Raw genomic sequence first — 25778 nt, 5'->3', positions numbered from 1 at the left:
GCGATCATAGCGCTGGCGGGGGTTTTCTGAATCTTGTTTACTGGACCTGGATCAGGAACGAGTAATGAGCGTCTCCATTCGACACATCTTCCTCGTCTTCATCCATCCACCACGCCGAGAAGTCGTAATAATAGAGTCCTGGCGCGTCTGGCGTTTTGAACTCTAAGCCGTCGAGTGCCACCTTCGACTCCCGGCGGTCAGGTGTCGTCTGACGAAGGGTCAGGTTTGTCGGCTTCGGCTCATAGTCCATGAGCAGGCGGACCGTTTCCCCAGGTACCACATGGATTGGCGGCTGGCCCGCCAGCGAATCAATGGCTCCGGCGGCATCGACACACATCCCGCTGCCATTCTTCTGGGACCAGCAATACGTTCCGAGATCCGCGTCATGCAGCCCGCTGTCTGTTTCGACCTGGACGGGCGGCGGTTCGCTGCCGCTCAGTGTCCGGGAATCCGAGAATGGCTGTTGGCATCCTGCGGTGAGCAGGGCGGACACCAGGGTGAGAGTCATAAGTATCTTTTTCATCAGTCAGCCTCCTTGGCGATTTCAGGTGAATCCAGATCATGCAGCAACTGCCGGAACTGACTTCCGATCGGTTCCGTTAAAACAGAGACGGAATGGCTGTCCCCGGCACTCCGGACAGCGACGGATGTATCAGAGAGCCAGACATAGTAAAGGCCAGCATCGCCGAAAGCCAGCAGGTAATCCGCTTTTACAATATTGACGATACCGGGCTGGGTTTGCGCTTCCTGAACAGCAGCAGTAAGAAACTGCACAATCTTGGCGTCCTCTATAAGGGATGCGGATCTGCCGCTGCCGATCCGCGATAGGGAGGGGGCAGGCACGGTTTTCTTTGAAACGGACGGTAGTATTGGGGCCGTGGATACAGGATCGGCACAGCTGGCCAGCAGGAGCAGGAGGAATGGCAGAAAAACAGCTTTGCGCAAAAAGAAAACCCCGCTTTCGAAAAATTCTATGTACTCCATCAGACGGCTCAATTGTCAATGGGTTACAGTAGGGTCTCTACAAAGGAGAATCTGCTGCCTAAAGCCTGTTTTAAGCATGAAACAATCATACTCTGCGAATTAATTGTCTTATGAATATTTCTTCTTTATATGTTAAAATGTAACAAAAGGGGGAGGCGGAATGTGAGCAGAAAGCAAAAGGCTGTTCTGGGAGTTTCATTGGCTGGGAATGTGCTGTTACTGGCTTTCCTGATTGTCGGGTACTTGAAGATGAGTCTCGTACATGAGGAGTTGTTTTACTCGGAGGTTCAGTACAAATTAGTGGAATTGGAAGGCCTGATCGAACAGCAGAAACAAGAAGAGTGGCCGGCCCCCAACTTGGTCACTGCCCAGCTGGGCGATGTCCTGAATGGGATCGAGGCGGCAACGGCCAGCGGCAACTACTCAGGCTGGCTGTCGGATGCTGAACGGAGCATGATGGAACGGCTCGGCGCGGCACTTTACCGATACCCTCATGACGAACTGTATACGTTCAGCACAGTGACAGAGGAAGATACGAAAAACTTTGAAGTGCTGCAAACGCAACTCCAACAAGCAGGTTTGGGCATGAATCAAACGATCGAGGACGATTGGAAATCGTACACCGCGAAAATAGAGGAATTGCTAGAACGATTGCAAGACAAGTAGGCTGCCAGATGGACTGCAAGTATTCATGTCAGAGCTAAGGAAAAAGGAGTGCAGATGGCACTCCTTTTTCCTTAGCTTATTTTGGTACTTCCCTTATAGGGTGTGTCCGCTGATTACCCTCCCCTTTGAACAAATGCCGGATTCCTTTGCCGGCATAGGGCTCATCCGCATAGCGGGGCAGCACATGGAGGTGGGCGTGCGGCAGATGCTGACCGCCGGCCGTGCCGCAGTTCCAGCCGATGTTGTAGCCATCCGGCTGGTGGTTGGTGTCGATATAGCGCTTCACGTCCTGAAGAATGGAATAGGTGGCGTTCCATTCTTCAGAAGTCAGATCGAATACGGTTTCTCGGTGCTGTTTCGGCACGATAATGCCAGCCCCCTCGAGTGCCACTCCTTTTTCGTCTGCTCCTTTCAACTGCAAAAACAGGCAGTGTTCATTGCTGAACAGAACGGACTGGGCGGCATCCAATTTCGGATGGCAAAGCTGACAGCTGCTCGTGGAGTTCGTTGTTTCATTGTTCCCCATCGGCATGCTCCTTCCTCATCATTTTTTTGATCAGCCGGATCTGTCCGCGGTGATTGAGTTCGTCTTCGAAGACATGGAACCACCTGAAGTAATTGTTGGTCGTCTGCCCGCCGAAAAATGGGGATTGTTCATACAGCCACGTGTCGGGAAGCGTCTTGAACATCTCGAGTGTCCGGGCGCGCGTCTTCTTCATCTCCTGGAGATAATGGAGTGCCGGTTCTCCGTGAATTTGTTCTTGTGCGGCTGCACCTAGTTCCAGCCCTGGGTTAAGCTCCTCGGTATCCTCGTCGGTGATCTGCCGTTTGTCGAACGTGTCGATTTGGTAGAATTTTTCCACTGCGACCAAGTGGGCCAGCAGCATGCCGACCGAATTGGCATCCTCTGCGTATTTATAATCGAGCTGTTCCGTCGTCAGTTCATACACTTCCAAGATTGTGGTATAGCGGGCATAGGCCATCATGGATACGAGATTGCTGAATTCTTTGCCGAATCCTTCTTTTTCACCGATCACTAATAACTCTTCGTTTGTCATCATTTCTTCCTCCTCTAAGTGGGCTGAGCACTCACAGGTCAGAACTGCCGGCGCAAAAAACCGCAGAATGACAGCATGTGCCATCCTGCGGTTTCTCAACTATCATGCGTACTTCTCTCGCATACGGATCAGTGAGTATGTTTTTCGGGGAGACGCAGGACAGTCCTGATTGTAAATGCATAAATGGTTTTCATCATGGTCTCACCCCTTTCTGTAATAGTATGAATAGTTTATCACTTAACGTATTCTGTTGCAACCTGTTTCTGCTGGCAATCAAAACTCCCGCTTCCAGATCGGCAAAAACCATTTGACGCCCCTGCGGTTGACCGGCAGCAGTTTCATATCGGCGATCAGATGGCTGATGTAACCGCAGAGTCCGGCGGCGACCATGCCGTCGATGGGCCATTCCTCGTGCAGGTAGTGCAGGATGAGTGCGTAGAACGCTACGCCGAGCAGGGAGTGGGTGTACGACCGGTGCATAACGAAGGACGCCTGCACGATATAGCTGCCCGCCATTAGGATGCCGATCGATTCGCCGAGCACGAAGCCGAGCAGCAGGACGAGGACGCCGGTGATCGTCAGCATGCGCCGGCGCGTGATGATCCGGGAAATGATGAGCAGCAGCAGGCCGATCCCACCGTAAATGTAGATATCGCGGTTCAGTCCCTGGGTGAGTGCCTGGTAGACCAGCGTCAGCAAAATGACGATGCCGGCCGTTTCCATGAGCCACCTGCTCACCTTCTTGCTGAGTGTGATCCGGCTGGTGGCCAGGCCGTTCGTATCCAGATCCGGCACCACGCCGGAAATGCCCCCGATGGCCGCGCCGATCAGCGCCGTCCGGACATCCGGATGTGCGGCGTACCCCGCGATTGCGCCGGCCGCCGTGCCGATGGCCAAGTGTGATGTACCTTTCATATGTATCCCTCTTCAGCTGTCATAGAATCGCTGGCACGTCTTGTTTCAGAACATACATTCCGTGTCAGGTGCTTTCTTAGTATAGAGGAAGGAAGCGGGAAAGGGAACCGCTGTTTTAGGAGAGGGCTGGTGGGCCGCGGTCTTGAGCGCTTCTGGGGTGTGCTTGAGCGTTTTTCATTGTCTTGAGCGCTCTTCGATGTTGCTTGAGCGTTTTTTAATTATCTTGAGCGCTCATCGGAGTTACTTGAGCGTTTGTCCGTTATCTTGAGCACTTCAGCAGCCTTTTTGAGCGCATCGCCGGTTCTTTGAGCAGCCGATATCCGCGGTGCACTTCCCACCATGTTTTATTAGGGAACATACAAATCCCGTTTCCGGGCATACTTCCCGTAATCAGTGGAAACAGGGAGTGGTTGCGGGATGGAAATCCAAAAAGAGACCGTTTCGATTTTCGCTTTAGGCGGCGTCAACGAAATAGGAAAGAATATGTATGGCATTCAGTATAAAGAGGACATTTTCATCGTGGACTGCGGATCCAAGTTTCCGGATGAAAGCCTTCTGGGCATCGACCTGATCATCCAGGACATCACGTACTTGAAGGAGAACAGGGACCGCGTCAAAGCGCTCATTGTGACACATGGTCACGAAGACCATACGGGCGGCATACCGTATTTCCTGAAGCAGCTGCAGCTGCCGGTATACGCCACGGCGCTGACGATGGGATTGATTGAAATCAAACTGAAAGAGCATGGTCTCCTTCGTGAAACCGAGCTGCACGAGATCGACGCGGATTCCGTGTTGCCGTTCGGGCAAGTGGACGTGTCGTTCTTCCGGACCAACCACAGTATTCCGGACTGTGTCGGGGTCGTATTCCAGACGCCGATCGGGAATGTCGTGCATACCGGCGACTTCAAATTCGATCTGACCCCCGTGAATAACGAGTCGCCCGATATTCACCGGATGGCGGAAATCGGGCAGCGCGGTGTACTCGTCCTGTTGTCGGAAAGCACGAATGCCGAGTGGCCGGGATTCAACCCATCCGAGATGGCGATCGGCGGTCATATCGAAGAGGCGTTCCGGCAAGCGCCGCGGAAAGTGTTCATTTCCACATTTGCCTCGAACGTCCATCGGGTCCAGCAAGTCATCGATGCCGCTGAGAAGACCGGCCGAAAACTGGCGCTGCTCGGCAGAAGCATGACAAATATCGTGAACGTCGCGGCGGAGACCGGCCACCTGTCGATTCCGGACGGCATGCTGATCGAGCCGTACGAAATCATGAAACTGCCGCCGGAACAAGTCGCAGTCCTCTGCACAGGCAGCCAGGGGGAGCCGATGGCCGCGCTGTCACGCCTCGCGAGTTCTGCGTTCAGGAAAGTGGAAGTGCTGCCGGAAGACACCGTGCTGTTTGCGTCTTCGCCGATTCCGGGCAATGAAAAGAACGTCTCCCGCATCATCGACAGCCTGTACCGGCTCCGCGCGAATGTCGTCTATGGCAGCGGCGGAGAATCGGGCATGCACGTCTCCGGCCATGCCCGCCAGGAAGAGTTGAAGCTGATGCTGACACTCATGAAGCCGAAGTATTTCATCCCCATCCACGGGGAATACCGGATGCTGTACAAGCATCGGCAGCTGGCGGAGTCGGTCGGGGTGGAACGGGACAACATCTTCATTGTCAAAAACGGAGAGGTCGTCGATGTCAGCAAAGAGGAGGCCCGGCAGACGCGCAGCGTGAAGGCCGGCCGGGTCTTCGTGGACGGGCTCGGCATCGGGGATGTCGGAAAGATCGTGCTGCGCGACCGGAAACTGCTGTCCGAAGAAGGGATTCTCGTGATTCTGGTGACGGTCGACAAGACGGACGGGGAGCTGCTGATGGAACCGGATACGATCTCCCGAGGATTTGTCTACAAGCCAGATGCCGAGGAACTGATCGCCGAGGTGAATGAAATCGTGGCGTCAGCCGTCCAGCAAGTTCAGAAAGCGGAAGGCAGCGACCGTGTGGTGATCCGCCAGCAAGTGAAGAAGGCTGTGGAGACACTGCTGTACGAACGGACGAAACGCCGTCCGATGCTGCTGATCTTCGTCATGGAAATGTAAAAGCGGGGAGAGCCGGTCCTTCAGCGACCCGGCTCTCTTTTTGCGGTTCTGTTACCCGGCGTCCGGTTCGTGAAAGGAAAATACATAGAATGGATGAGTTATGGGCAACCTTATGAAAAGGTCTGGGAAAACGAGGGGAATCGATATGCAAATTGAGAGATCAACGGAATGGAAAGACGGATTCACCGACCGGCTCGAAAACCGGGAACCGTGGGATAGCTGGGCGCTGTATCAGCTGGGCTACGAAGCGGAGCAGGCAAAGCTGATTTCGGAGTTCAACGGACTGCAATGCACACGCCATCTGCCGAATCTGACTGCGTTCCCGCATCAGCTGGAAGCGGCCGAGCGAGTCATCGAGCGCATGAACGGCAAAGCGATATTGGCGGATGAAGTCGGTCTCGGAAAGACAATCGAGGCCGGTCTAATCCTGAAAGAATATCTGATCCGGGGTCTCGTGAAGAAGGCGTTGATCCTCGCGCCTGCCTCGCTGACGAACCAGTGGCTCGCTGAGCTGAACACGAAATTCCACATTCCCGCGATGGCCTATAACAAGAAATACAACATGGACCATTGCCCGATCGTCGTCACGAGCATCGATATGGCGAAACGCAGTCCGCATAGAGAAGCGATCAGCCGGCAGGAGTTTGACCTCGTCATCATCGATGAGGCGCACAAATTGAAAAATCCGAAGACGAAAAACTACGAGTTCGTCCAGCAGATGAAGAAGAAGTTTTGCCTGCTGCTGACCGCGACACCCATCCAGAATGATGTGTTCGAGCTGTTCAACCTGATCTCCCTGCTGAAGCCCGGGCATCTCGGGAACTTGGAAACGTTCCAGAGTGTCTTTTCGGCCAGCAAGCATCACGTCGAAGAGGACGAGTTCCTGCGGGAGCTCATCCAGCAGGTGATGGTGCGGAATGTACGGGGGGACACAGGAATCGAATGGACCGACCGTCATGCCCGGATTGTGCCGATCGGGTTTTCGCAGGAAGAGCGGGACGTATATGACAGGGTGTCGAAACTGCCGGTTGCTGATTCGTTCACGCTGCTGACGCTGCAGAGGGAGCTGTGCAGCAGTCCGCTTGCAGCCGTGCTGACGCTCGAGAAGATCGCAAAGGAAACCGCTGATACGGCCCTCCGCCGGGAAATGGAGCAATTGCTTCTCCAGCTGACGCGGACAGGCATCCATTCGAAGGCGGAGAAGACAGCGGAACTGATCCGCCTGGCGGATGACAAAGTGATCGTGTTCACCGAATACCGCGCGACGCAAGTCTACTTGCAGGCCTATCTCCACAAACAGGGCGTGTCCAGCGTGCTGTTCAATGGAAAGTTCAGCAAAAACAAACGGGAATGGATGAAACAGCTGTTCCAGCAGAAAGCGCAAGTCCTGATTGCGACCGAATCAGGCAGCGAAGGGTTAAACCTCCAATTCTGCCACCACGTCGTCAACTATGACCTGCCGTGGAACCCGATGAAACTCGAACAGCGGATCGGCCGGGTGCACCGGCTCGGGCAGGAACAGGATGTCCACATCTATAATCTGGCTGTCGAAGACTCCGTGGAAGACAAGATGGTCGAGCTGCTGGAGAAGAAGATCGGCGTGTTCGAAACGGTGGTCGGAGAACTCGATCATATTTTATCCGACCCGGAAAAATCGATTTCATGAGGGGAGGGCGCCTATGGATGAACGAGCCATCAAACAATATATCCACCGTTTTTTCGAAGAGAACCGATGTGGAATCATAGAAGAGAGTGATGACCATCTGACCGTACAGCTGACAACGGAGATGGACAAACGCATCATGAACCGGCCGTACTACTGGAGTTATGTGGAAAGTGTCGGGGCGGAACCGAACCCTGCTCAGCTGACGATGATTACGAATCCGAAGCAGTTCAGTTCATCCATGAAAGGGGAACGCATCCACTTCGGATCCCCGCGGCTCCACCAGCTGTTCGAGGTGGCGGGGCAGCAGGGGAAGTACGTCCAGCTCTACGAAACGCCGGCCGCCGGACAGGCCGCTCAAGTGACACTCACGCCATGGCTCGGCGTGAATTACAAAGTGACGTACTCGAGCGACCGGACAAAGGAAGCCCTCTACTCGCTCGGCATGAACCTGATGAACGGGGCAGTGATCGATGGGTTCCAGCCCTCTGTCCGTGAGTTGGAGCTGGCGGCTGCCATCCCGGCGAATACGTACTATCTGCCGTATATCATCCACCCGAACAATGCGGTGGAGCGGCTGGACACATTGCTGGAGCAGGTGATCCGGCAGGACGATCATTCCTGGATGGACGAAGCGAAACAGCGGCACACCCGCGACATGCGCGTGCTCGATTACTTCTATGCAGATGCCGACGAACTGCCCGACAGTTACAAGGTCGAGCGGCAAGCGATCGACGAACAGTATGCAACCGCCGTCACGGTGGAAGTGATCAGCGGGGGGCTGTTCTACCTGCACAGCGGCCTGCTGAAGCGGTCTTAGTTGTAGCGGAGAACGGTTTTATAGTAAGAGCGAACGGCGCTGGAATTGTGTGTGGATGCCGATATATTCGGCGAAGTGTCCGATACGGCGGGGGATGTGTCCGATACTTCCAGCGAACTGTCCGATACCGCGGCGGATGTGTCCGATATCTCCCGCCAAATGTCCGATACACCCGGGCGAGCCGGCTGGCTTGTCCCTTTTCTGCGCGGCAAAGCAGCGCTGCGGAACAGGCAAGCTGCCGCGGCCAGAGCGATCCGATAGAAATGAGCGAAGCGAACACAAGCCAGGCCCTTGAATTGTGTCTGGATGCCGATAAATTCGGCGAAGTGTCCGATACGGCGGCTCAAGTGTCCGATACTTCCAGCGAACTGTCCGATATGACGGCAGATATGTCCGATATCTCCCGCCAAATGTCCGATCCTCGCGCACGGCTCCCTCACCTTCCGATTATTCCCCCTGCCATACGGGTAGATGACTCATATGGAAACTGAAGATGGATTAATTGAGGAGGAGGTTGGTACATATGAAAAAAACGTATGATGTCATCGTGGTCGGAACGGGAACCGCCGGGTCATCGATTACCCAGGCATGCCGGGACGAAGGGAAGACAGTTGCTGTTATTGATCGCCGGACGTTCGGCGGCACGTGTCCGCAGCGCGGGTGTGATCCGAAAAAGGTGCTCGTCGGGGCGGCGGAGTGGATGGATTGGAAAGAGCGGATGGCGGGCAGAGGTCTCGCAGGCAATGCAGAAATCGACTGGCAGGAACTGATGGCGTTCAAGCGTACATTCACAGAGCCCATTCCTGAAGCCACGGAGAAAAAGTTCAGCAGCCTTGGGATCGACTGCTACCACGGCGACGCAAAATTCATCTCGGATACGAAGCTGAAAGTCGGCGACAATGAATTGAATGGGAGGAAAATCGTACTTGCGACAGGTGCGGCGCCTATGAAACTCGGGCTGGACGGAGAAGATCTCATGATTCACAGTGAGGACTTCCTGGATCTTGACGAACTTCCGAAAAAAATCATCTTTGCCGGCGGCGGCTACATTTCCATGGAATTTGCGAGCCTCGCTGCACGGGCCGGGTCCGAGGTGCACGTCATTCACCGCGGCGAGCGGCCATTGGAGCCGTTCGACGGGGACTTGGTCGACCTCCTGATGAAACGGCTGGAAGAGACGGGCGTGCGCTTCCATCTGAATACGTCCGTCAAGTCCGTCGAAAGATCCGGGGACGGTTTCACAGTAAGCGCGGAAAAAGATGACAGCGCTGAGACATTCACAGCGGACCTCGTCGTGCACGGTCTTGGCCGCGCCCCATCACTCGATGTGGACCCGAAGGCAGGGAATATCAAGCTCGGCGACAAAGGCGGCGTGAAGGTGAACGAGTATTTGCAGAGCGTCACCAATCCGAACGTCTACGCAGCCGGTGATTGTGCAGAGACCGGGGCCCCGCCGCTGACGCCAGTCTCCTCAGATGACGCGGAACTGGTTGTGCAGAACCTGCTGCACGGCAACTCAAGGCCTGCTGACTATGCACCAATTCCGTCCGTCGCATTCACAGTGCCGAAAGTCGGGTCTGTCGGCATGACCGGGGAAGACGCGGAGAAAGCCGATCGAAAACTGGACGTCACGTTCCGGGAAATCACGGACTGGTTCACGTTCAGACGCACGAACGAGCAGGCGGCTGGCTTCAAGCTCATCACCGATCCGGAAAAGGGCACCATTGTCGGCGCCCATCTGCTCGGCGGCAATGCCGATGAGCTCATCAACCACTTCTCGACGTTCATTCATCTGGAAACACCAATCGAGACGATCAAGAATCTGGAGTTCGCCTATCCGACAGCCGCTTCCGACATCGGCTCCATGCTCGCGGAAATCGGAAACGAGAAAGACTGAGCCGTCTACAGCAAACAGCCCCTTCCTAAACTGGGAGAAGGGGCTGTTTGCATGCCTGCAGAGGAGAATGTTTTCGACGAAAAGGTGTTCTGCGATACCAAGCTTTGCGTTTTGCTCATAAAACCCAAAAAGTGATCATAAACCCGCCTGCAGCGCTCATAAAACAGAATTCCGCTCATAAATCCTGAGAAGTGATCATAAATCCGAGAAAGTGATCATAAATCCCAAACAGTGCTCATAAAGCAGCCGATAGCGCTCATAACTTCACAATCGGCCGCCAGCCCGCGGGATAGCAACTGGTTCCCAACGTCGCCGAGCCGCGCAGTAATGAAACAAGTCAAGATCTGGCTTGTCGGCTGCGCTCCGCTCCGCTTTTTTGGCAGTGCCTCCTTGGCGGAAGATACACCTCAAAAAGTGGTCTCAAACGACCCGCCAGTCCCCAATTGAATTCATCCCCACCAAAAAAGGAGGGCCGCGGGTATTTCCCGTGGGCCCTTCCCTTCAAAAAAATCATTCCAGACTCATGTGCTGCATGCGCCCGAGCAGCCGGTCGCGGTCCTGCTCGAAACCTTCCTTGCCAAGCAGCGCAAACATGTTGCGTTTGTACGCCTCCACACCAGGCTGGTCGAACGGGTTCACACCGAGCAGCAGGCCGCTCATCGCGCACGCTTTCTCAAAGAAGTAGATCAGTTCCCCGAAATTGTACGCATCGAGCTCCTCCAGCTCGATCCGCATCGTCGGTACGCCGCCGTCCGAGTGGGCGAGAGCGGCACCGCGGGATGCTTGTTCGTTCACATCATTCAGCGTTTTGCCGGACAGGAAGTTGAGGCCGTCGAGATTGCCGGGATCTTCACCGATCACCATGTCGGCAGAAGGTTTTCGGATCTGCAGCACGGTTTCGATGAACAGCCGTCTGCCGTCCTGGACATATTGGCCGATCGCATGGAGATCGGTCGTGAACGTGACCGATGACGGGAACAGCCCCTTGCCGTCCTTTCCTTCGCTCTCACCAAACAGCTGCTTCCACCATTCAGCCAAATATTCGAGCCCCGGATCGTACACGGCCAGCAGCTCCACCGACTTGCCGCCCGCGTGCAGGACATTCCGCCACGCGGCATAGCGGTAGCACGGATTGGATGCAAGATCGGGATCCCTGTACAGCTGGTATGCCGCTGCTGCCCCTGCCATCATACGGTCGACGTCGAGCCCGGCAACCGCCATCGGCAGCAGCCCGACCGGTGTCAGGACAGAATACCGGCCGCCGATATTATGCGGGATGATGAATGTCTCATAACCTTTCTCAGCAGCCAATGTACGCAGCGCACCTTCCGACTCATCCGTCGTCACGTAGATTCGCTCCCTGGCGCCGTCTTCCCCGTATGCCGTCTCCATGTAGTCCCGGAATACGCGGAAGGCCAGGGCCGGTTCTGTTGTCGTCCCCGACTTGGAAATCACATTCACCGAAATTCTTTTGCCGCGCAAGACATCGAACAGATCCGTCAAATAGCGGGCGCTCGTATTGTGGCCGGCGAAGTACACCTCGGTTTCGCCGCCGAGCTGATTCCGGAACGTATGACCGAGTGCCTCGATGGCAGCTTTCGCTCCGAGATAGGACCCGCCGATGCCGATTACGACAAGGGCATCCGATTGTTCGCGGATGCGGGCCGCTGCCGCCTTCAGGTGGATAAATTCCTTTCGGTCATACGTCTCAGGCCAGTCCACCCAGCCGAGCACCTGCTCTTTGTCCTGCGAAGCATGGAGCTGGTGATGGGCGCTCTTCGCCTTGCCTTCGAACGAAGCAAGTGAAGCCTGTCCTTCAAACGGATACAGATCCGTATCGTCAAATGTGATAGGCATGGATTATTCTCCTCTTCCCGGCGGTCACACAAAAACAGGATCCGCCAGCTGTGTACTATAGTATGTATGAAATCAATCCAAACGAGTCATTGCGATAAGTATAATAAACTGCAGGGGAAAAAGGTATTGAAACCTCGCTTGCTATCAAGTTCCCTCTTCAAGACGCGTCAAAACCAGATAGGCAGCCTGTCCTGCTAAGCAGGAACTTATCTACGCAAAAAAACCGGACTGCCCATTGGAATAAACGGGCAGTCCGGTTCTCTTTACACTCATGCAGGCGGACCGATGATAACACCTGGCTTCACCGGACGTACCGCCGCTTCCCATGCAGCGGCATCCATGCCGTATGCATACGGCATGACGTCTTTCGGCGTGAGGGCAAGCAGGTCAGAACCGAACCCGGTCTGCGGCTTGCCGGCATCGAAGATCCCCTGCACGTGGGTGCCGTCTGCCTCGGCGATGAAATAATGCCAGAATCCTTGCGGAACGCTGACAGCCTGGCCCTTTGTGATCCGGTAATGGTGGAACTTCTTGGATTCCAGGCCGAGCAGTGATACGGTGACAGAGCCGGACACGCAGTAGATCAGCTCCGTGGCATTCGGGTGATAATGCGGCTCGATCATCTGGTGGCGGCTCAGGAAGATATCGAGCAATGACATGTTCTGCAGCGCGCTCAGCTGGTCTTTGCTGAGGATGTTGATGTAATTCTTTTCATCTTTCACGAAAAACGGATGGTCGGCAAGATCGGCGGCATACGTTTCCGCCGGCTGGACCGGTACGTTCTCTGACATTCATAGGCACCCTTTCCGGTTAGGTTTAGCGTCTGTTCGATTCAGCTTATGCCCCGGTACCCCGGAACGTGCGGAACGTCATCCGGCGGAAAAGTCCAGTGCGGGTTTGCCGAAAGCCGGTTATCGGAAAAAGTGGATGAAGGGAGGAGGAGGGACGCTTATCGGTCATGTCGACTGCAGTTTCGGGATGTTGCGGAAAGTCGGCGTCTCATGCGGCAGAGCCAAAAAAGCCCGGGAACCGGACTTTTCAGCGTTCGTCATGCGTTCAGCCGCGGCTGAGCGCTTCTTTCACTTCTTCGATCTGCTGCACGTGACGCAGCTCATGGTACCCTGCAAACGGTATCCATTGCGCAAGATCCATATCACCGAACACAGGATGAGGATAGGATTTGGCTGCAAGTTCCTCATGACTGGCCGACTCACTGACATGGCGCAGCAATTCATGTGTACTGCCGAGCTTTTCCTTCAGTTCACTGCAGGTCATATACGTATCGCCGGGAACCGCAAACCCGGGAGCGTCCACTTTCACCGACCGGTCCACAGTCCGTTCAATGGGCTTCTGAGCTGTCTGATGGGCGGTGCCTTTCTGCAGTTCCTGCTGGACCGTCTTCGCCACAGCCCCTTCCATCAGGGCGATATGCTCCATCACCTGCCGGATCGACCATCGATCGTCGGCAGGCTTCCAATTCAGATCATCATCCGATAATCCGTTCACAGCTGCCCATAGGACAGAGCGTGCTTCATCGTTGCTGATCATCGTCATCCCTCCTGTTGATAGTAATATACCATAGTGGTTGATATTCAAACGTTAGTACCGTTGTGCAAATACTATGAGAAAACGACCTCCGGCTCGATTGCTGTCCAATCCGTCCAGTTTCCCGTATAATTTAAAAAATAATAATCCGCTGATTTCAATAAACTGCTTCCCGTGAAGCGGAATCCAGCTGTCAATAGGGAGAAGGTGAATGTATGGAAATCTTTGAGGCGATCCTCCTCATGCTGAGTGCGGTGTTCCTTTCGAACGTCCTGAACCGGTTCCTGCCATCAATCGCAGTGCCGCTGATCCAAATTGCTCTCGGGATCGTACTGGCGATTCCGCTCTCCAATCACGCACTCAAACTAAGCCCCGACTTGTTCCTGCTGCTATTCATCGCACCGATCCTCTTCAATGATGGTGTCAATGTGGACAAGCAGGCGATCTGGCGGGAACGGAAATCGATCGTATCCCTGTCGATTGCGCTTGTCTTCGTAACGGTCGGACTGCTGGGCGGGTTCATCCACTGGCTGCTGCCGTCCATGCCGATGGCGGCTGCCTTTGCACTTGCGGCAGCTCTTGCGCCGACAGACGCGGTTGCCGTCAGTGCACTTGCGGAAAAAGTGAAAGTCCCCCATAAGATCATGCATACATTGGAAGGCGAGTCGCTTATCAACGATGCATCCGGTCTCGTGTCGTTCCAGTTTGCGGTCGCAGCGCTGCTGACAGGTACCTTTTCCATCCTTCAAGCGGGACTGACTTTTGTTCTCATCTCGATAGGGGGCATCCTGCTCGGCGCCATTCTCAGCCTTCTGAAAATCGCGTTGATGAGAAGGCTGCGCCAGCTGGCGATCGAAAATAATATCTCGTATATTCTGATGGAGGTTCTGCTGCCGTTCCTCATCTTCGTCATTGCGGAAGGGGTGGGCGTCAATGGGATCCTCGCCGTTGTCAGCGGAGGGATTGTCCACTCGATCAGCTTCCGCCGTCTGAACCCGGAAGTGGCACAGCTCAAAATGCTGTCACGCAATACTTGGTCGGTCATTACGTTCAGTCTCAATGGCATCGTATTCGTTCTGCTCGGCACCCAGCTGCCGCTTATCGTACAGACCGTATGGCGTGAACAGGATGTACCGATCCTGTCACTGTTAGGCTATATTCTTGCAATCGCATTCGGCCTGCTGTTCCTGCGCTTCCTTTGGATCGGCCTGTTCAATAACTTCCAGAGCACATCACAGCTGCTGAGCCGCAAGCGGCTGCAGGATACGCTGCTGTATACGATTTCAGGGGTGCGCGGGACGATCACACTTGTCGGTGTCTTGTCGTTCCCGCTGTTCTTGAGTGACGGCACGCCATTCGCTGAACGGAACCTGCTGCTCTTCATCGCGGGTGGGGTCATCCTGGTCACATTGCTGCTTGCGAACTTCACACTGCCGCTGTTTGCCCCGAAAGCGGACGAATCGGTAGTGAGTAATGACAATACGTGGGAAATCGGTATGCTGCGCCACGTGAAAAAGGAGCTGCGCAGCCAGCGGACCGCTGCGAACCGCCAGTCGATCGGACGTGTCATCAAGATGTACAACGATCGGATTTTCTCGCTGACCAACATGGATGACCTCAGTAAGAAAGAGCGGAAGCTGCGTGAACTGATCATGCAGTGGCAGCTCGATCATACAGCGGAACTCGTCGGAGAAGGACTCGTCCGGATCCAGGTCGCATTCCCGATTATGAGAGGTCTCAATAAGCGGCTCTATCGGCTGACCCGCGACAAAAAGTACCGGTTTAACTCGTTTTACGGATGGCTGCTGCATCGGGAGCTGAAGGGGATGCGGCTGAAACCGCTCCCTCCCGGAGATCGCCGGAAACAGCGGATGCTTTTATTGCGGAACAATGCAGAATTCGTGACAGACAAATTGAAGAGCCTGGAAGACGGGGAGTTTTCCGCCGAACTCGTCGAAGGCTTCCTGCTGAACTATGAACGAATGGGCGGCTATGGCATGCCGAAGGAAGAAGCCCACCACCTTCATGAATGGATTGATTATGCGCTGCAAGCCGAACGAAGCTTCATCCAGTCCGCCTTCGAGCAGGGGGATATCTCCCGAAGAGATATGAAGCGGTATCGTGAGAATCTGCTGGCGATCGAAAACAGCGTCCAGCTGCAGGACGGTTCGGAAGAATAGGCCGCGCATCGTCAGGGAACACAAAGAAAGAGAGTGCACCGGATACAGCCGGAAGCACTCTCTTTTTCTGATGAGGATAAAATGATTATGCGTTCGCCGCTGCCTTCTTCGGCTGGGTCAGCAGCTTCGGATCTTTCAAGTAGTTGATAATGCCTTCCGAGGCACGGTAGGACAAGGCACCGATCGTCGCGGTCGGGTGGTGGCCGCCGAATTGCGGGAATGCCGAGCCGCCGACGACGAACAGGTTCTCCATGTCCCACATCTGCAGGTAGTTGTTGACGGCAGACGTTTCCGGGTCTTCGCCCATACTGACACCGCCTGCGTAGTGGCCGCCGTCGTAGACGTGATCGAACTCTTCAGGGACCTCGTCAGGATCGACGATATCTGCGCCCATTTCCTTCATGATCTCCGTACACTTCTCGATGCCGAACTTCGCCATCGCCCGGTCGTGATCCGTGTATTTGTAAGTGATGCGGAGAAGCGGATCCCCGAAATCATCGGTATACGTCGGATCGAGGGACGTATAGTTATGCCACCAGGACATCGTCGCCATCGTGTACCAGACGACGAGGCTGCGGTTTGTGTAATGGAGCGATTTCTCCTTGAACTCCGGCCCCCAGTTCTTGGTCCCCTTCGGCACCGCATTCGTCGCGATCGGACCGTGGCCGTACTGCCGCAGTTCGATTCCGCCGCCGTTGATAAAATCGAGGTCGGTGTGATCGAAGTTGTCGCCGGCGAAATCGCTGAGAGTGCCGCCAAGCGCTCCTGCGCCCATGAACAGGTTGAACTTCTTCTTTTCGAAGAAGCCGCGCGCGCCGAGGAATGTGATGCCGAACTGGCCGTTGTAATTGCGCCCGATGACCCCTTTCCGGGTCTCCGGATTGTACGGTTCCCCGATTTTGGATAAGTGCAGCAGCCGGTTGTTCGTAAAGGCGAACGCACCGAGCACGACGACGTCCGCCGGCTGGATGTATTCGAGGCCGGTCCGCAGATCGACATACATGACGCCTGTCGCTTTGCCGTTTTCGTGAAGCACCCGGCGTACGTAGGAATGAGTGCGGATCTCGCAGTTGCCCGTCTTCAGGGCAGTCGGGATGACCGTGACAAGCGGATCCGATTTCGCGCCGAAGTCACAGCCGTATTGTGTGCAGAATGAGCAGAACATGCACTGGGCAAGCGTTTCGCCGTCCGGATTCTTGTACGACTGGGACAGGTTCGCAGATGCCACCTGATACGGATGGTAGCCCATCTTCTTCGTCGTGTCCTTGAACAGTTTGACGGCTGGGGACTCTTTCATCGGCGGGTTCGGCCAGTCATTGGACCGCTTGTCCCCGAGCGGATCGGGTTCGCCGGATATCCCGGCGGTCTTCTCCCACTTATCATAGTAGGGTTCCATCTCATCATAGGTGATGCCCCAATCGCGGATGAACATCCCTTCCTGGATCTTCTTCTCCCCGTAGCGCTCGATCGTCTTCGACCGGAGCTCGAAATCGATCGGTTTCCACCGGTATGTAGCCCCTGCCCAGTGGACACTGCCGCCCCCGAGATCCGTACCGGCCATCATCTCTTTACGTGTGCGGACCGGCAGCGCCTCTTCATCCAGGTTATTCCGGGAGGTGATCGTCTCCGGCGCCAGATTCTGCATCATCTCGTAACGATCCGTATATCGGAGTTCGTCTTTCACGCCGATGTAATCCTGGCGGTCGACAGGTTTTCCGCGTTCAAGGGTTACGACTTTGTAACCTGCTTTTGCCGCTTCCGCGGAAACGATGCCGCCTGCCCAGCCGCTGCCGACGACGACAACATCCACTTTCTTCAGTTTCTTGGCCATTTATATTCCTCCTATCCCCACATGTCCTGGTAATCGCGCAGGCTTTCCTGCTTCATGACCGCGAATTCTTCATCCTCGATCTGTCCGAGATACCCCATGCGCGGTCCCGGATACTCTTTCATCTTCCATCCTGCCATATTGCGGTTGCCCCCATAGACCGGGTCGGCGTAGGCGCCTTCGATCGTCGTCTGCAGCAGCAGGTTGAAGAACGCGGTGGAGTGGATACCGTTCATGCGGATCTTCCCTTCCTCCAGATCGGTGAGGATGGCATCCATCTGTTCCCCCTCGAGCTCCGCGAATTTCTTGTCGTGTTTCGAGGAAGCCTGATCCTGCATGGTCTTGATACCCTCCCGGAAGATTTCACCGCGGTTCATGCGGGTCTGATAGCGGGGGGTCGGTGCTGCCGTTTGGGTATCGGCGTTCGGCCCTTGGTTCTTCTGGTTGCGGTCCAGGTCTTCATAATAGGCGGCTTCCTGATTTTGCGGGAAGGGGCCTTTCATGTAGGCGTGTGCATTCGAACCCCAATCGCCCGCGAGCTGCCGGTCGATGAAATACGGGACGCTCAGTTCGATGGCCCCCGGGCCGTTCTTGTCTTTCGGATACAGCCGTTCCGTCGCTGCGGACAATGTTTCGAAATCGTCCGTCCTGCTGAAGAACGTCCGGGCATCCATATCATGGTTGTCATCTTTGGCTGCCGTGTCCTTGTTTCCGGTATCTGCAGGCTTTTTCACCTGGCTCGTGACCAGGCTGCCGAGAAGCCCGCCGCCGATCAGTCCTCCTGCCACGAGACCGGAATTCTTCAGGAATTTCCGCCGGCTTTCGTCCTTGGCTTGCGGGGTCTTCGGTCTTTCCGTTTCCGCCATCACGATTCCTCCTTTACCTGATGTGCTGTCAGTCTTACCTGTAAGTATAAGAAAAATACAAAGAAGCCAGCCCTGAGTGCGCTATGCATGATGAAATTCAGGCATCCGGCAAGCAAGGGCTGGCTACTATAAGCACCATACCCTCTATGTGTTTAAATAATCTCGAAGAAAGGAATAGCAGTGATTTTATTTTCAATCCATCAATCTGGAGTGGACCAACTCTCCCTGGACCCAGACCTGTCGGATGTGCTCCGGACGCACGAGGTACATCATCTTCTGGAACACATCGATCAGCGGCTCGTCCCGGTCGTAGAGCGGCAGCCGGGCGGAATGCAGGGAAGGGTCGATCCGCTGCACATCCCAAGCATAGCCTGTTTCAAGCCGTCCTACCGGCAGACTGAGACTTTCACCGCCGCCCGCTGTCGCGAGGTAGAAGGCTTCTGAGATGGTGATACGGGAATCCGGGGTGCCGCGCTCATCTGACGGAGTCCGCGGATCGACCCCGTCTTCGAGCATCCTCGACGACATGACGGCCTGGCGGGCATTGTCGAACAGGCTCGGCGAAAAGCCTCCGGAAATATCCGAACCGAGTCCGATATCCACCCCCATGCCCATGAACCGGCGGATCGGGATGACGCTGTTCGCGAAATACGCATTGGACACCGGGCAGTGGCCGATCGCCGTGCCGGTCTTTGCGAACAGGGCCGCATCCTCATCGGCGAGGAAGTTGCAGTGGGCCATGACGGACTTGTCCCGCAGCAGGCCGAAACTGTTCAGCACGAAGGCATCGTTCTCTCCGAAACGCTCCCGCACGTGATCATGCGCCCAGTCGCTTTCACTGCAGTGTGACTGCACATGTGTATCGTATTTGGCGGCGAGTTTCCCGAGGCCTTCCAGGACACTGTCCGTGCAGGTCGGCACGAACCTTGGGGTGATTACGGGGTAGACCCCCTGCTTGGTTCGCTGTCCGATCTCTTGAACGCGTTGGATGAACTCTTCGGTATCCTGCAGGGCGGTCTCAGTATTTTCATCACGATAGAACTCCGGACATTCCTCTTGGAGATCCATGACGACTTTGCCGACCAGCCCGCGCTGACCGCGGTCTGCACAGATTTCCGCCAGGCGTACGCTCGCTTCCTTATGGACGGTCGCAAAGTAGAGGGCCGTCGTCGTCCCGTTCGCGAGCAGTGTGCTGACTGCGTCAGAGTAGACGGTATCGGCGTAGCTGAGATCGCTGAATTTCGCTTCGCATGGGAACGTATAGGTGTTCAGCCAGTCGTGGAGAGGGATATCGAGTGCGGTGCCCGCCTGTGCCCATTGGGGGGCATGACAGTGCAGGTCGACGAAGCCGGGCAGCAGATAGCTGCACTCCGGGATCACCGTCAGGCGTCCGGCTGATCCGGCCTCTTCCCGCACCTGTTCATACGCGTCCTCACCGGGGTGCACGATATCGGCGATGATGCCTTGGCCGTCCACACAGAACAGGCAGTTTTGGAGAATGTCCACCTCCTGTTTGGTACGGCTTGTGAATGCGGTGGCCTGGAATACGCTGGCATAGTTCACACTGCTTCCTCCTCGGTTTGTAGTTTTTGATGCCATTATAGCAGAACGGCTTTCCGGTTCGTAAAGTCGGCTTCTTCGTAATACGCATTTTTGACGAGCAGGTTCGGCCCGAGGCAGCGGACTGCAGGGCAATGGCAGCTGACCGATTTCGATAAGGGGTGCGCCTGCCAATCGCTGTACATATCCGGCAGCGAACCGGTCTGGATATTGCCGAGTGGCGGGACGTCGCCGAAGTCCGTCACGATGACATCGCCTGTGAAGATGTTGACGTTCAGCCGTGAGCGTCCGTCCGGATCGTTCCGCATCGACACATTCGGGCTCTGCCGCAGCTGCATCAACAGCTCCTGATCGTCGGGGTCGGGGCTGCAGGCGTAGAACGGCAGCGTTCCGAATAGCATCCATGTTCCGGGATCCCGGAAGCGTAGGAGATCACGGATCGCACCGCGCGTCTCATCCAGCGACAGGACGTCCAGATCGGAGGCGAAGTCGCTCGGATACATCGGATGGATTTCGTGCCGGGCACACTTCATCTCCTGCACGACCTGCTCGTGGATCTTCTGCAGGTGGGGCAGGGTGCGGCGGTTGAGCATCGTTTCCGCCGACACCATGACGCCGAGATCGGCAAGCGCCCGGCTGTTGGCGATGAGCCGCTCGAACTGTCCCGCTTTCCGGTCGAATGACGGCTGGCGCTCCATATTGGCGAAGCCGCCTTCGGCGAAGTCTTCGACGGTTCCCCAGTTGTGGGAGATGTGGAGAACGTCGAGGTAGGGGGCGATCGCTTCGTAGCGGTCGAGGGGCATCGTCAAGTTGGAGTTGAGCTGGGTGCGGATACCTCTTTCATGGGCATATTTCAACAGCGGGAGGACGACCTGCTCAACGGATCGTTTCGAGAACATCGGCTCACCGCCTGTCAGGCTGATCGTCCGCAGATGCGGGATCTCCTCGAGCCTGCGGATCAGCAGCTCCACGGGCAGTGCATCCGGGTCTTTCGGCTGCAGCATATAGCCGACGGCACAGTGCTCGCAGCGCATGTTGCATAGGTACGTGGTTGTGAATTCAATGGAAGAGAGCACTTGGTGCCCGTGCTGGTCCACATCGAGATAGGCTTCCCAGGGATCTGTCGCGATGCGTTCGGATAATGTGGTCATTTGTCAGGCTCCTGTCTTTAGATATACAGTGTTCAGTATGCGCTTTGCCGCAAAGTGTGACAACCTTGCAGGGAAAAGACGGAATTGATCGTCCATTCGGGATGGACGCGGAGGTGAAGGGAACCGATATGTGTCCGAATTGTCGGAATGCATGTTTAATGGAACAACGGGAATGTTTTCTGTGAAACAGGGTAATAGAGTGGATACTATATGTCTACTTTACAGAAAGCAGGTGCGCGGAGTGAAAAATCTGTTGATTTCATTCGTGATCCCGTCCTACAACGAAGAGGGAAACATACAGCCGATGATCGAAGCGCTCAGCCGCACGATGACCTTTTCCCGGAACCTCTATGAAATTATTTTCGTCGATGATGGAAGCAGCGACGGTACGATGGATGAAATCCGGGATGCCGTCCTTCAGCATCCTGAAGTGGAATATATCTCGTTCACCCGGAACTTCGGGAAAGAGGCTGCAATCCTCGCGGGTCTTGAATATGCGAAAGGGGATGCCGTCATCCTGATGGATGGGGACCTCCAGCATCCGCCCGACCTCATTCCGAAGCTGATCCGAGGCTACGAAGAAGGGTATGACCAGGTCGTTGCGAAGCGCAACCGGAAGGGCGACGCGAAGCTGCGGTCGGCGCTTTCAAGAATGTATTATTGGGGCGTCAACAAGGCGGTCGACGTCGAGCTGCGGGACGGGGAAGGGGATTTCCGTCTGCTCAGCCGCCGGGCTGTCGACTCGCTTCTGCAGCTCAGTGAGGGCAACCGCTTTTCGAAAGGGCTCTATTCCTGGATCGGCCTTGAACAGAAAACGATCTGCTATGACAATGTGACACGCCAGCATGGCGAAACGAAATGGTCGTTCAAGCAGCTCCTCAACTATGCAGTGGACGGCGTGGTCTCCTTCAATACGAAACCGCTGCGTCTCTGTTTCTATGCGGGTCTCGTCAGCCTGTTCCTGGCCATCGCCTATATTGCCGTGACCCTGATCGATATCATGCGGCACGGCGTCGATGTACCGGGGTACTTCACGATCATTTCCGCTGTGCTGTTCCTCGGCGGGGTCCAGCTGCTGTCTCTCGGCATCATCGGGGAGTACGTCGGCAGGATCTACAATGAAACGAAGAAACGTCCGCATTATCTCATCCGCCGGACAAGCGCCGAAGTGAAAGGAAAACCGTTGTCCCATGCCAAAATTCGAAGTTCGTGAATTCATCTCATTCGCTGTGGTGGGCGTCATCAACACCGCAACGTATTATGCGTTCTATCTGCTTGGACTGAAAGGGCTCGGACTTGCGTACATGATTGCGCATTTCGGAGCCGTTTTCCTGAGCATGGTCATATCGTTCTTCCTGAACAGTTACGTGACCTATAAAGTGAAACCGACCTTGAAAAAGTTCCTGATCTATCCGGTCACCCAGCTCGTCAATATCGTCGTGACTGCAGTGCTGCTGTATCTGCTGGTGGACGGGCTCGGGATGAGCAGCACCATTGCGCCGCTCGCCGCCTTGATCATCACGGTGCCGGTCACATTCGTCGTCACGGGAAAGGTGCTGAAAGCGGCATGAGGGGAAAGACAACCTGGTTCCTGCTTGCGGCCGTCAGCTTGCTGGTTTCGATCGGTGCCCACGCCTTCATGCTTTCCGAGTGGCTGCATGACCGGTATCTGCTCGGTCCGAACGACGGATTGTCCCAGATGGTGCCGTTCAAGCATTTCCTGTATGAGGCGATGAAAGACGGCAGCTACTTCTATTCGGAGCGGTTCGGTTTCGGCGGGGGCACGTTCTCCCAGCTCGGCTACTACTTCTCGACATCCGCCGTCTTTCTGCTGACGGCAGCGGTCACCGTGTGTCTCGACTGGATCGGCGCTGTGCAGCCATCGCTGACATACTGGGCGGATGTGACGGTATTCGTCAGTATCATCCGCCTGACGGTGATCCAGCTGCTCGCAGCAGCATACTTCAGGATGATCGGCCTGAAGGCGCCTTACGCGTATCTCGGGGCTGTGCTGTACAGCATCAGCATCCTGTATTTCCGGCACGTCGTCTACTGGGAGTTCTTCGCGGACGCCATGCTGTTCCTTCCGCTGCTGCTGATGGGGGCGGAACGGATCATGCGCGCCGGGAAACCGGCGGTGTTCATCGTGGCGGTCGCGCTGTCGATGGCCGATAATTTCTATTTCGCCTACATCAATTTCCTTCTGACCTTCATCTACATCGTGTTCCGCTGGCTCCTGCCGATTGCGGAAGAGGAAGTGAAGAAGAAACGGCAGATTCTCCAGTTTGCCGGCGGAGGGGTTGCAGGGGCTTTGCTGAGCGCGCCGTTCTTCCTACCGGCGGTCTACGGCTACCTCAATAACTTGCGGCCTCCGTTCGAAGGGGAGATTCCGCTGTTCGAAATCCAGGAGAACTTTCTGGCAGACGGGCGTATCATCGTGCTGCCGGCATTCCTGATCATCGCCTTGCTGCTGGTGCCGCTGTACAAAGACAGACGGTTCCGGCTGTTTGCGGTCCTGACTGTTTTCTTCGCGGTCCTTCATATGAGCCCGGCAGCTGGAAGTTTGTTCAATGGACTGTCCGCGCCCCAATATAGATGGGAGCATATGCTCATGCTGACCGCGGGCGGCACGGCCGCCTGGGCTCTGCAGAATTGGAGGAAGGTCCGGCTGACTGATGCAGTGATGGCCGTCATCGGCACGGCGGGTCTGTATTACATATTCACGAAACTGGACATCCCCGGGAAACCGAGTCTGTATGCCGACAGTATGATCACCGTGATGGCGGTCATCTGCGCACTCGTGCTGCTGGCGGCCATCCGCTATTTCAAACATTGGGACATCGCCCTCTATCTAGGCGTGATTGCCGTGTCCCTGATCACGGTGAACCTGTTCCAGCAGGAGAAACTGACGCAGGACAAACCAGCTGTCGATCAGGTGAAAGGGGAAGGGATCCCGAAATCGTTCTTTACTAGCGCTGCGTACGACCTGGAACCCGTGCGCGGGATGATCCATGAACTGGCCGAAGCGGATCGGGATCCGCTCGCCCGTTTCGACTGGATGATCGGCACACGCAACAACACCCCGATCGTCCAGGATTTCCTCGGGATGAGCATCTATTCCAGCCTGCTGAACCGGGAACTCCTCGATTTCTATTGGAATGACCTGTCCATCGATATGGGACGGGAAAGTGTGAGCCGCTATGCGGGGCTCGGTGGCCGGGCCAACTTGTACAGCCTGGTGATTGGCGTCTATGCGGTACGGACGGAAGATGGCAATCCTGTGCCGTATGATTTTAAGGAAACCGACAGCCGCGGTGCCTATACAGCCTACAAAAGCGGACACCGGCTGCCGTTCATCCGCACGGCGGACAGCGTCTACACGGAACAGGAACTGGCCGATTCCCCGGCGATCGCACGGGAACACGCCATGCTGTCAGGGATCGTGCTGGATCAAGAAATATCATCCGAACCGGCTCCGGCTGCAGAGAACCTGATCAGCCACGCGGAGATCGAACCTGTCCATGCGGAGTATACGGATGGGACGCTCACCGTAACAGGCAAAACAGGGGGCCTTGATCTGCATATCAGTGACCGGGCGCTTCTGAAAGAGGATACGTACGTCTCGTTCCGACTGAAACGGACGACGGCGGACAGGGGATATCCGCTGACGGTGAACGACTACCGGACGACCCGCAAACGGGCGGATTCGATCTACCGGACCCGCATCCATGACCTGACCATCCGCATCCCGTCCGACGAAGTCATCCGAATCCGGGTGCCGGAAGGGACGTACACGCTCCGCAATCTCGCCTTGTATGCGGAAGATTATTCAGCCTTGGAACAGGCGGAACAGCGGAGTGCAGACGTTCCGGCACCCGCAGTCGACTGGGAGGGCGGCCGCCTTCATGCGGAACTTGACAACCCGGCAGGTGATCGGTATGCCGTCATGCCGGTCCCCTATGAAAAAGGCTGGCAGGCCCGCGTCAACGGGAAGCGGACCGACCTGCTGAAAGCGAATTATGCATTCACCGGCATTCCGATCGAGCCGGGGAAGAATACGATTGAATTGACCTATTATCCGCCATATTTCCGGCTGTCCGCAGCGGCCGCCGGATTGACAGCCGCCGCCCTGCTGCTGCTCTGGCTGCGCAGCCGGCGCAAGCGCCCGTATCCTCAGTGAGGATGCGGGTTTTTTGATGTACGGGGAGGTGTTGTGCAGCGCTGACCGCTCTATTCGGCTGGCGGAGCGCTCAATAGTGCTGGGGAAGTGATCAATTCGGCTGGCGGAGCGATCAATTGTGGCGGCGAAGCGATCAATTCTACCGGGTAAGCGATCAATTCCACTGGCGAAGCGATCAATTCCGCCCGCCGACCGCTCAATTTCCGCGGCTGGAGACCATCGCCGACCCTCTCAGCATGCCGCGCTTCATGCACTTCTGCAATCAAGACCAAAAGATGATTGGTCTGCTCGCTGCGCTGCGCTTTTCTGCCGGAACCGTGCCCGCGCTCAAACGGTACCAGAAGCGCTCAAGCAAGGTGACGGAACGATCAAGTCAGCTGCCGATCCGCTCAAGCAAATGGGGAACCGCTCAAGCAGTCAGTGAAACGATCAAGCAAACAGAGAAGCGCTCAAGCAGCCAGAGAACCGCTCAAGCGACCGCCGAACCGCTCAAGTCCCATACAAAAAGGACACCCCA

General features: G+C 55.8%; 22 protein-coding genes. 10 read left to right on the top strand and 12 right to left on the bottom strand.

The window, feature by feature from the left end; genetic code table 11:
- Positions 1-37 precede the first annotated feature (37 nt).
- Both BN1190_RS00700 and BN1190_RS14785 read right to left on the bottom strand, forming a co-directional pair.
- Positions 38-523, bottom strand: coding sequence for a hypothetical protein (locus BN1190_RS00700; protein WP_052461619.1), 486 nt, complete (start codon positions 521-523; stop codon positions 38-40).
- On the bottom strand, positions 523-774 hold the full coding sequence (locus BN1190_RS14785) for a hypothetical protein (RefSeq protein WP_144036062.1): 252 nt from the start codon (positions 772-774) through the stop codon (positions 523-525). Before BN1190_RS14785 ends, BN1190_RS00700 begins: the two co-directional genes overlap by 1 nt.
- A 372-nt stretch (positions 775-1146) precedes the next feature.
- On the opposite strand from BN1190_RS14785, the gene BN1190_RS00690 reads away from it, so the two are divergent.
- Complete coding sequence (locus BN1190_RS00690) at positions 1147-1650, top strand: hypothetical protein (protein WP_040285099.1); 504 nt, start codon at positions 1147-1149, stop codon at positions 1648-1650.
- 76 nt (positions 1651-1726) lie between these two features.
- Here BN1190_RS00690 and BN1190_RS00685 read toward each other — a convergent pair whose 3' ends face one another.
- The 3 genes from BN1190_RS00685 to BN1190_RS00675 all read right to left on the bottom strand — a co-directional run bounded on the left by BN1190_RS00685 (position 1727) and on the right by BN1190_RS00675 (position 3623).
- Positions 1727-2176 carry an HIT family protein gene (locus BN1190_RS00685; RefSeq protein ID WP_052461618.1) on the bottom strand — a complete coding sequence of 150 codons (450 nt, stop codon included), beginning with the start codon at positions 2174-2176 and terminating at the stop codon, positions 1727-1729.
- On the bottom strand, positions 2163-2708 hold the full coding sequence (locus BN1190_RS00680; RefSeq protein WP_040285098.1) for a DinB family protein: 546 nt from the start codon (positions 2706-2708) through the stop codon (positions 2163-2165). The genes BN1190_RS00685 and BN1190_RS00680 overlap by 14 nt, the downstream gene beginning before the upstream one ends.
- A gap of 273 nt (positions 2709-2981) precedes the next feature.
- Positions 2982-3623: a metal-dependent hydrolase gene (locus BN1190_RS00675; RefSeq protein ID WP_040285097.1), complete on the bottom strand. Its 642-nt coding sequence runs from the start codon at positions 3621-3623 to the stop codon at positions 2982-2984.
- A 417-nt stretch (positions 3624-4040) separates the two neighbouring features.
- Here BN1190_RS00675 and BN1190_RS00670 point away from each other — a divergent pair, with 417 nt between their 5' ends.
- The 5 genes from BN1190_RS00670 to BN1190_RS00645 all read left to right on the top strand — a co-directional run bounded on the left by BN1190_RS00670 (position 4041) and on the right by BN1190_RS00645 (position 10094).
- On the top strand, positions 4041-5714 hold the full coding sequence (locus BN1190_RS00670) for a ribonuclease J (protein ID WP_040285096.1): 1674 nt from the start codon (positions 4041-4043) through the stop codon (positions 5712-5714).
- Between the two features lie 145 nt (positions 5715-5859).
- Positions 5860-7380, top strand: a complete 1521-nt coding sequence (locus BN1190_RS00665) for a DEAD/DEAH box helicase (RefSeq protein WP_179860725.1) — start codon at positions 5860-5862, stop codon at positions 7378-7380.
- A gap of 13 nt (positions 7381-7393) precedes the next feature.
- Positions 7394-8197: a YqhG family protein gene (locus tag BN1190_RS00660; protein WP_040285095.1), complete on the top strand. Its 804-nt coding sequence runs from the start codon at positions 7394-7396 to the stop codon at positions 8195-8197.
- A 51-nt stretch (positions 8198-8248) separates the two neighbouring features.
- Complete coding sequence (locus BN1190_RS00655) at positions 8249-8458, top strand: hypothetical protein (RefSeq protein ID WP_040285094.1); 210 nt, start codon at positions 8249-8251, stop codon at positions 8456-8458.
- Positions 8459-8720: 262 nt separating this feature from the next.
- Positions 8721-10094: a dihydrolipoyl dehydrogenase family protein gene (locus BN1190_RS00645; protein ID WP_040285092.1), complete on the top strand. Its 1374-nt coding sequence runs from the start codon at positions 8721-8723 to the stop codon at positions 10092-10094.
- A gap of 510 nt (positions 10095-10604) precedes the next feature.
- Here BN1190_RS00645 and BN1190_RS00640 read toward each other — a convergent pair.
- The 3 genes from BN1190_RS00640 to BN1190_RS00630 form a co-directional block, all read right to left on the bottom strand.
- Complete coding sequence (locus tag BN1190_RS00640) at positions 10605-11951, bottom strand: glucose-6-phosphate isomerase (protein ID WP_040285091.1); 1347 nt, start codon at positions 11949-11951, stop codon at positions 10605-10607.
- A 269-nt stretch (positions 11952-12220) separates the two neighbouring features.
- Positions 12221-12742 (bottom strand): cupin domain-containing protein, encoded by a 522-nt coding sequence (locus tag BN1190_RS00635; protein ID WP_052461617.1) that lies wholly within the window; start codon positions 12740-12742, stop codon positions 12221-12223.
- Positions 12743-13007: 265 nt separating this feature from the next.
- A complete protein-coding gene (locus BN1190_RS00630) occupies positions 13008-13499 on the bottom strand; it encodes a DinB family protein (RefSeq protein ID WP_040285090.1) in 492 nt (163 codons plus the stop codon).
- A gap of 212 nt (positions 13500-13711) precedes the next feature.
- Here BN1190_RS00630 and BN1190_RS00625 point away from each other — a divergent pair, with 212 nt between their 5' ends.
- Positions 13712-15676 carry a Na+/H+ antiporter gene (locus BN1190_RS00625; protein WP_040285089.1) on the top strand — a complete coding sequence of 655 codons (1965 nt, stop codon included), beginning with the start codon at positions 13712-13714 and terminating at the stop codon, positions 15674-15676.
- Positions 15677-15761: 85 nt separating this feature from the next.
- Here the strand turns inward: BN1190_RS00625 and BN1190_RS00620 are convergent, their stop codons facing one another.
- From BN1190_RS00620 to yfkAB, 4 genes are all read right to left on the bottom strand, one after another.
- On the bottom strand, positions 15762-17507 hold the full coding sequence (locus BN1190_RS00620; protein WP_040285088.1) for a GMC family oxidoreductase: 1746 nt from the start codon (positions 17505-17507) through the stop codon (positions 15762-15764).
- Positions 17508-17518: 11 nt separating this feature from the next.
- Entirely contained in the window at positions 17519-18370 is an 852-nt protein-coding gene (locus BN1190_RS00615) for a gluconate 2-dehydrogenase subunit 3 family protein (RefSeq protein ID WP_040285087.1), read from the bottom strand.
- A 192-nt stretch (positions 18371-18562) separates the two neighbouring features.
- Positions 18563-19933, bottom strand: a complete 1371-nt coding sequence (gene guaD / locus BN1190_RS00610) for a guanine deaminase (protein WP_040285086.1) — start codon at positions 19931-19933, stop codon at positions 18563-18565.
- Positions 19934-19968: 35 nt separating this feature from the next.
- On the bottom strand, positions 19969-21081 hold the full coding sequence (gene yfkAB, locus BN1190_RS00605) for a radical SAM/CxCxxxxC motif protein YfkAB (protein ID WP_040285085.1): 1113 nt from the start codon (positions 21079-21081) through the stop codon (positions 19969-19971).
- A 241-nt stretch (positions 21082-21322) separates the two neighbouring features.
- On the opposite strand from yfkAB, the gene BN1190_RS00600 reads away from it, so the two are divergent.
- Genes BN1190_RS00600 through BN1190_RS00590 form a run of 3 tightly spaced genes read left to right on the top strand, consistent with a single transcriptional unit; the run spans position 21323 to position 25261 of the window.
- Complete coding sequence (locus tag BN1190_RS00600) at positions 21323-22294, top strand: glycosyltransferase family 2 protein (RefSeq protein ID WP_040285084.1); 972 nt, start codon at positions 21323-21325, stop codon at positions 22292-22294.
- Positions 22272-22652 carry a GtrA family protein gene (locus BN1190_RS00595; protein WP_040285083.1) on the top strand — a complete coding sequence of 127 codons (381 nt, stop codon included), beginning with the start codon at positions 22272-22274 and terminating at the stop codon, positions 22650-22652. Before BN1190_RS00600 ends, BN1190_RS00595 begins: the two co-directional genes overlap by 23 nt.
- The gene (locus tag BN1190_RS00590) at positions 22649-25261 is read left to right on the top strand and encodes a YfhO family protein (RefSeq protein ID WP_040285082.1); all 2613 of its coding nucleotides are present in this window, start codon (positions 22649-22651) and stop codon (positions 25259-25261) included. The genes BN1190_RS00595 and BN1190_RS00590 overlap by 4 nt, the downstream gene beginning before the upstream one ends.
- Positions 25262-25778 lie beyond the last annotated feature (517 nt).

The sequence above is a fragment of the Sporosarcina koreensis genome (genome assembly GCF_000826145.2).
Classification (GTDB): domain Bacteria; phylum Bacillota; class Bacilli; order Bacillales_A; family Planococcaceae; genus Sporosarcina; species Sporosarcina trichiuri.
The sequence above is the reverse complement of the archived record's forward strand: the minus strand, read 5'-3'. Positions and strand labels throughout refer to the sequence as shown.

Excerpts from the sequence above, each read along its gene's own strand:
- BN1190_RS00700 (WP_052461619.1), bottom strand. The coding sequence starts at position 523 with ATGAAAAAGATACTTATGACTCTCACCCTGGTGTCCGCCCTGCTCACC.
- BN1190_RS00685 (WP_052461618.1), bottom strand. The coding sequence starts at position 2,176 with ATGGGGAACAATGAAACAACGAACTCCACGAGCAGCTGTCAGCTTTGC.
- BN1190_RS00680 (WP_040285098.1), bottom strand. The coding sequence starts at position 2,708 with ATGACAAACGAAGAGTTATTAGTGATCGGTGAAAAAGAAGGATTCGGC.
- BN1190_RS00675 (WP_040285097.1), bottom strand. The coding sequence starts at position 3,623 with ATGAAAGGTACATCACACTTGGCCATCGGCACGGCGGCCGGCGCAATC.
- BN1190_RS00670 (WP_040285096.1), top strand. The coding sequence starts at position 4,041 with ATGGAAATCCAAAAAGAGACCGTTTCGATTTTCGCTTTAGGCGGCGTC.
- BN1190_RS00665 (WP_179860725.1), top strand. The coding sequence starts at position 5,860 with ATGCAAATTGAGAGATCAACGGAATGGAAAGACGGATTCACCGACCGG.
- BN1190_RS00660 (WP_040285095.1), top strand. The coding sequence starts at position 7,394 with ATGGATGAACGAGCCATCAAACAATATATCCACCGTTTTTTCGAAGAG.
- BN1190_RS00645 (WP_040285092.1), top strand. The coding sequence starts at position 8,721 with ATGAAAAAAACGTATGATGTCATCGTGGTCGGAACGGGAACCGCCGGG.
- BN1190_RS00640 (WP_040285091.1), bottom strand. The coding sequence starts at position 11,951 with ATGCCTATCACATTTGACGATACGGATCTGTATCCGTTTGAAGGACAG.
- BN1190_RS00635 (WP_052461617.1), bottom strand. The coding sequence starts at position 12,742 with ATGTCAGAGAACGTACCGGTCCAGCCGGCGGAAACGTATGCCGCCGAT.
- BN1190_RS00630 (WP_040285090.1), bottom strand. The coding sequence starts at position 13,499 with ATGATCAGCAACGATGAAGCACGCTCTGTCCTATGGGCAGCTGTGAAC.
- BN1190_RS00625 (WP_040285089.1), top strand. The coding sequence starts at position 13,712 with ATGGAAATCTTTGAGGCGATCCTCCTCATGCTGAGTGCGGTGTTCCTT.
- BN1190_RS00620 (WP_040285088.1), bottom strand. The coding sequence starts at position 17,507 with ATGGCCAAGAAACTGAAGAAAGTGGATGTTGTCGTCGTCGGCAGCGGC.
- BN1190_RS00615 (WP_040285087.1), bottom strand. The coding sequence starts at position 18,370 with ATGGCGGAAACGGAAAGACCGAAGACCCCGCAAGCCAAGGACGAAAGC.
- yfkAB (WP_040285085.1), bottom strand. The coding sequence starts at position 21,081 with ATGACCACATTATCCGAACGCATCGCGACAGATCCCTGGGAAGCCTAT.
- BN1190_RS00595 (WP_040285083.1), top strand. The coding sequence starts at position 22,272 with ATGCCAAAATTCGAAGTTCGTGAATTCATCTCATTCGCTGTGGTGGGC.
- BN1190_RS00590 (WP_040285082.1), top strand. The coding sequence starts at position 22,649 with ATGAGGGGAAAGACAACCTGGTTCCTGCTTGCGGCCGTCAGCTTGCTG.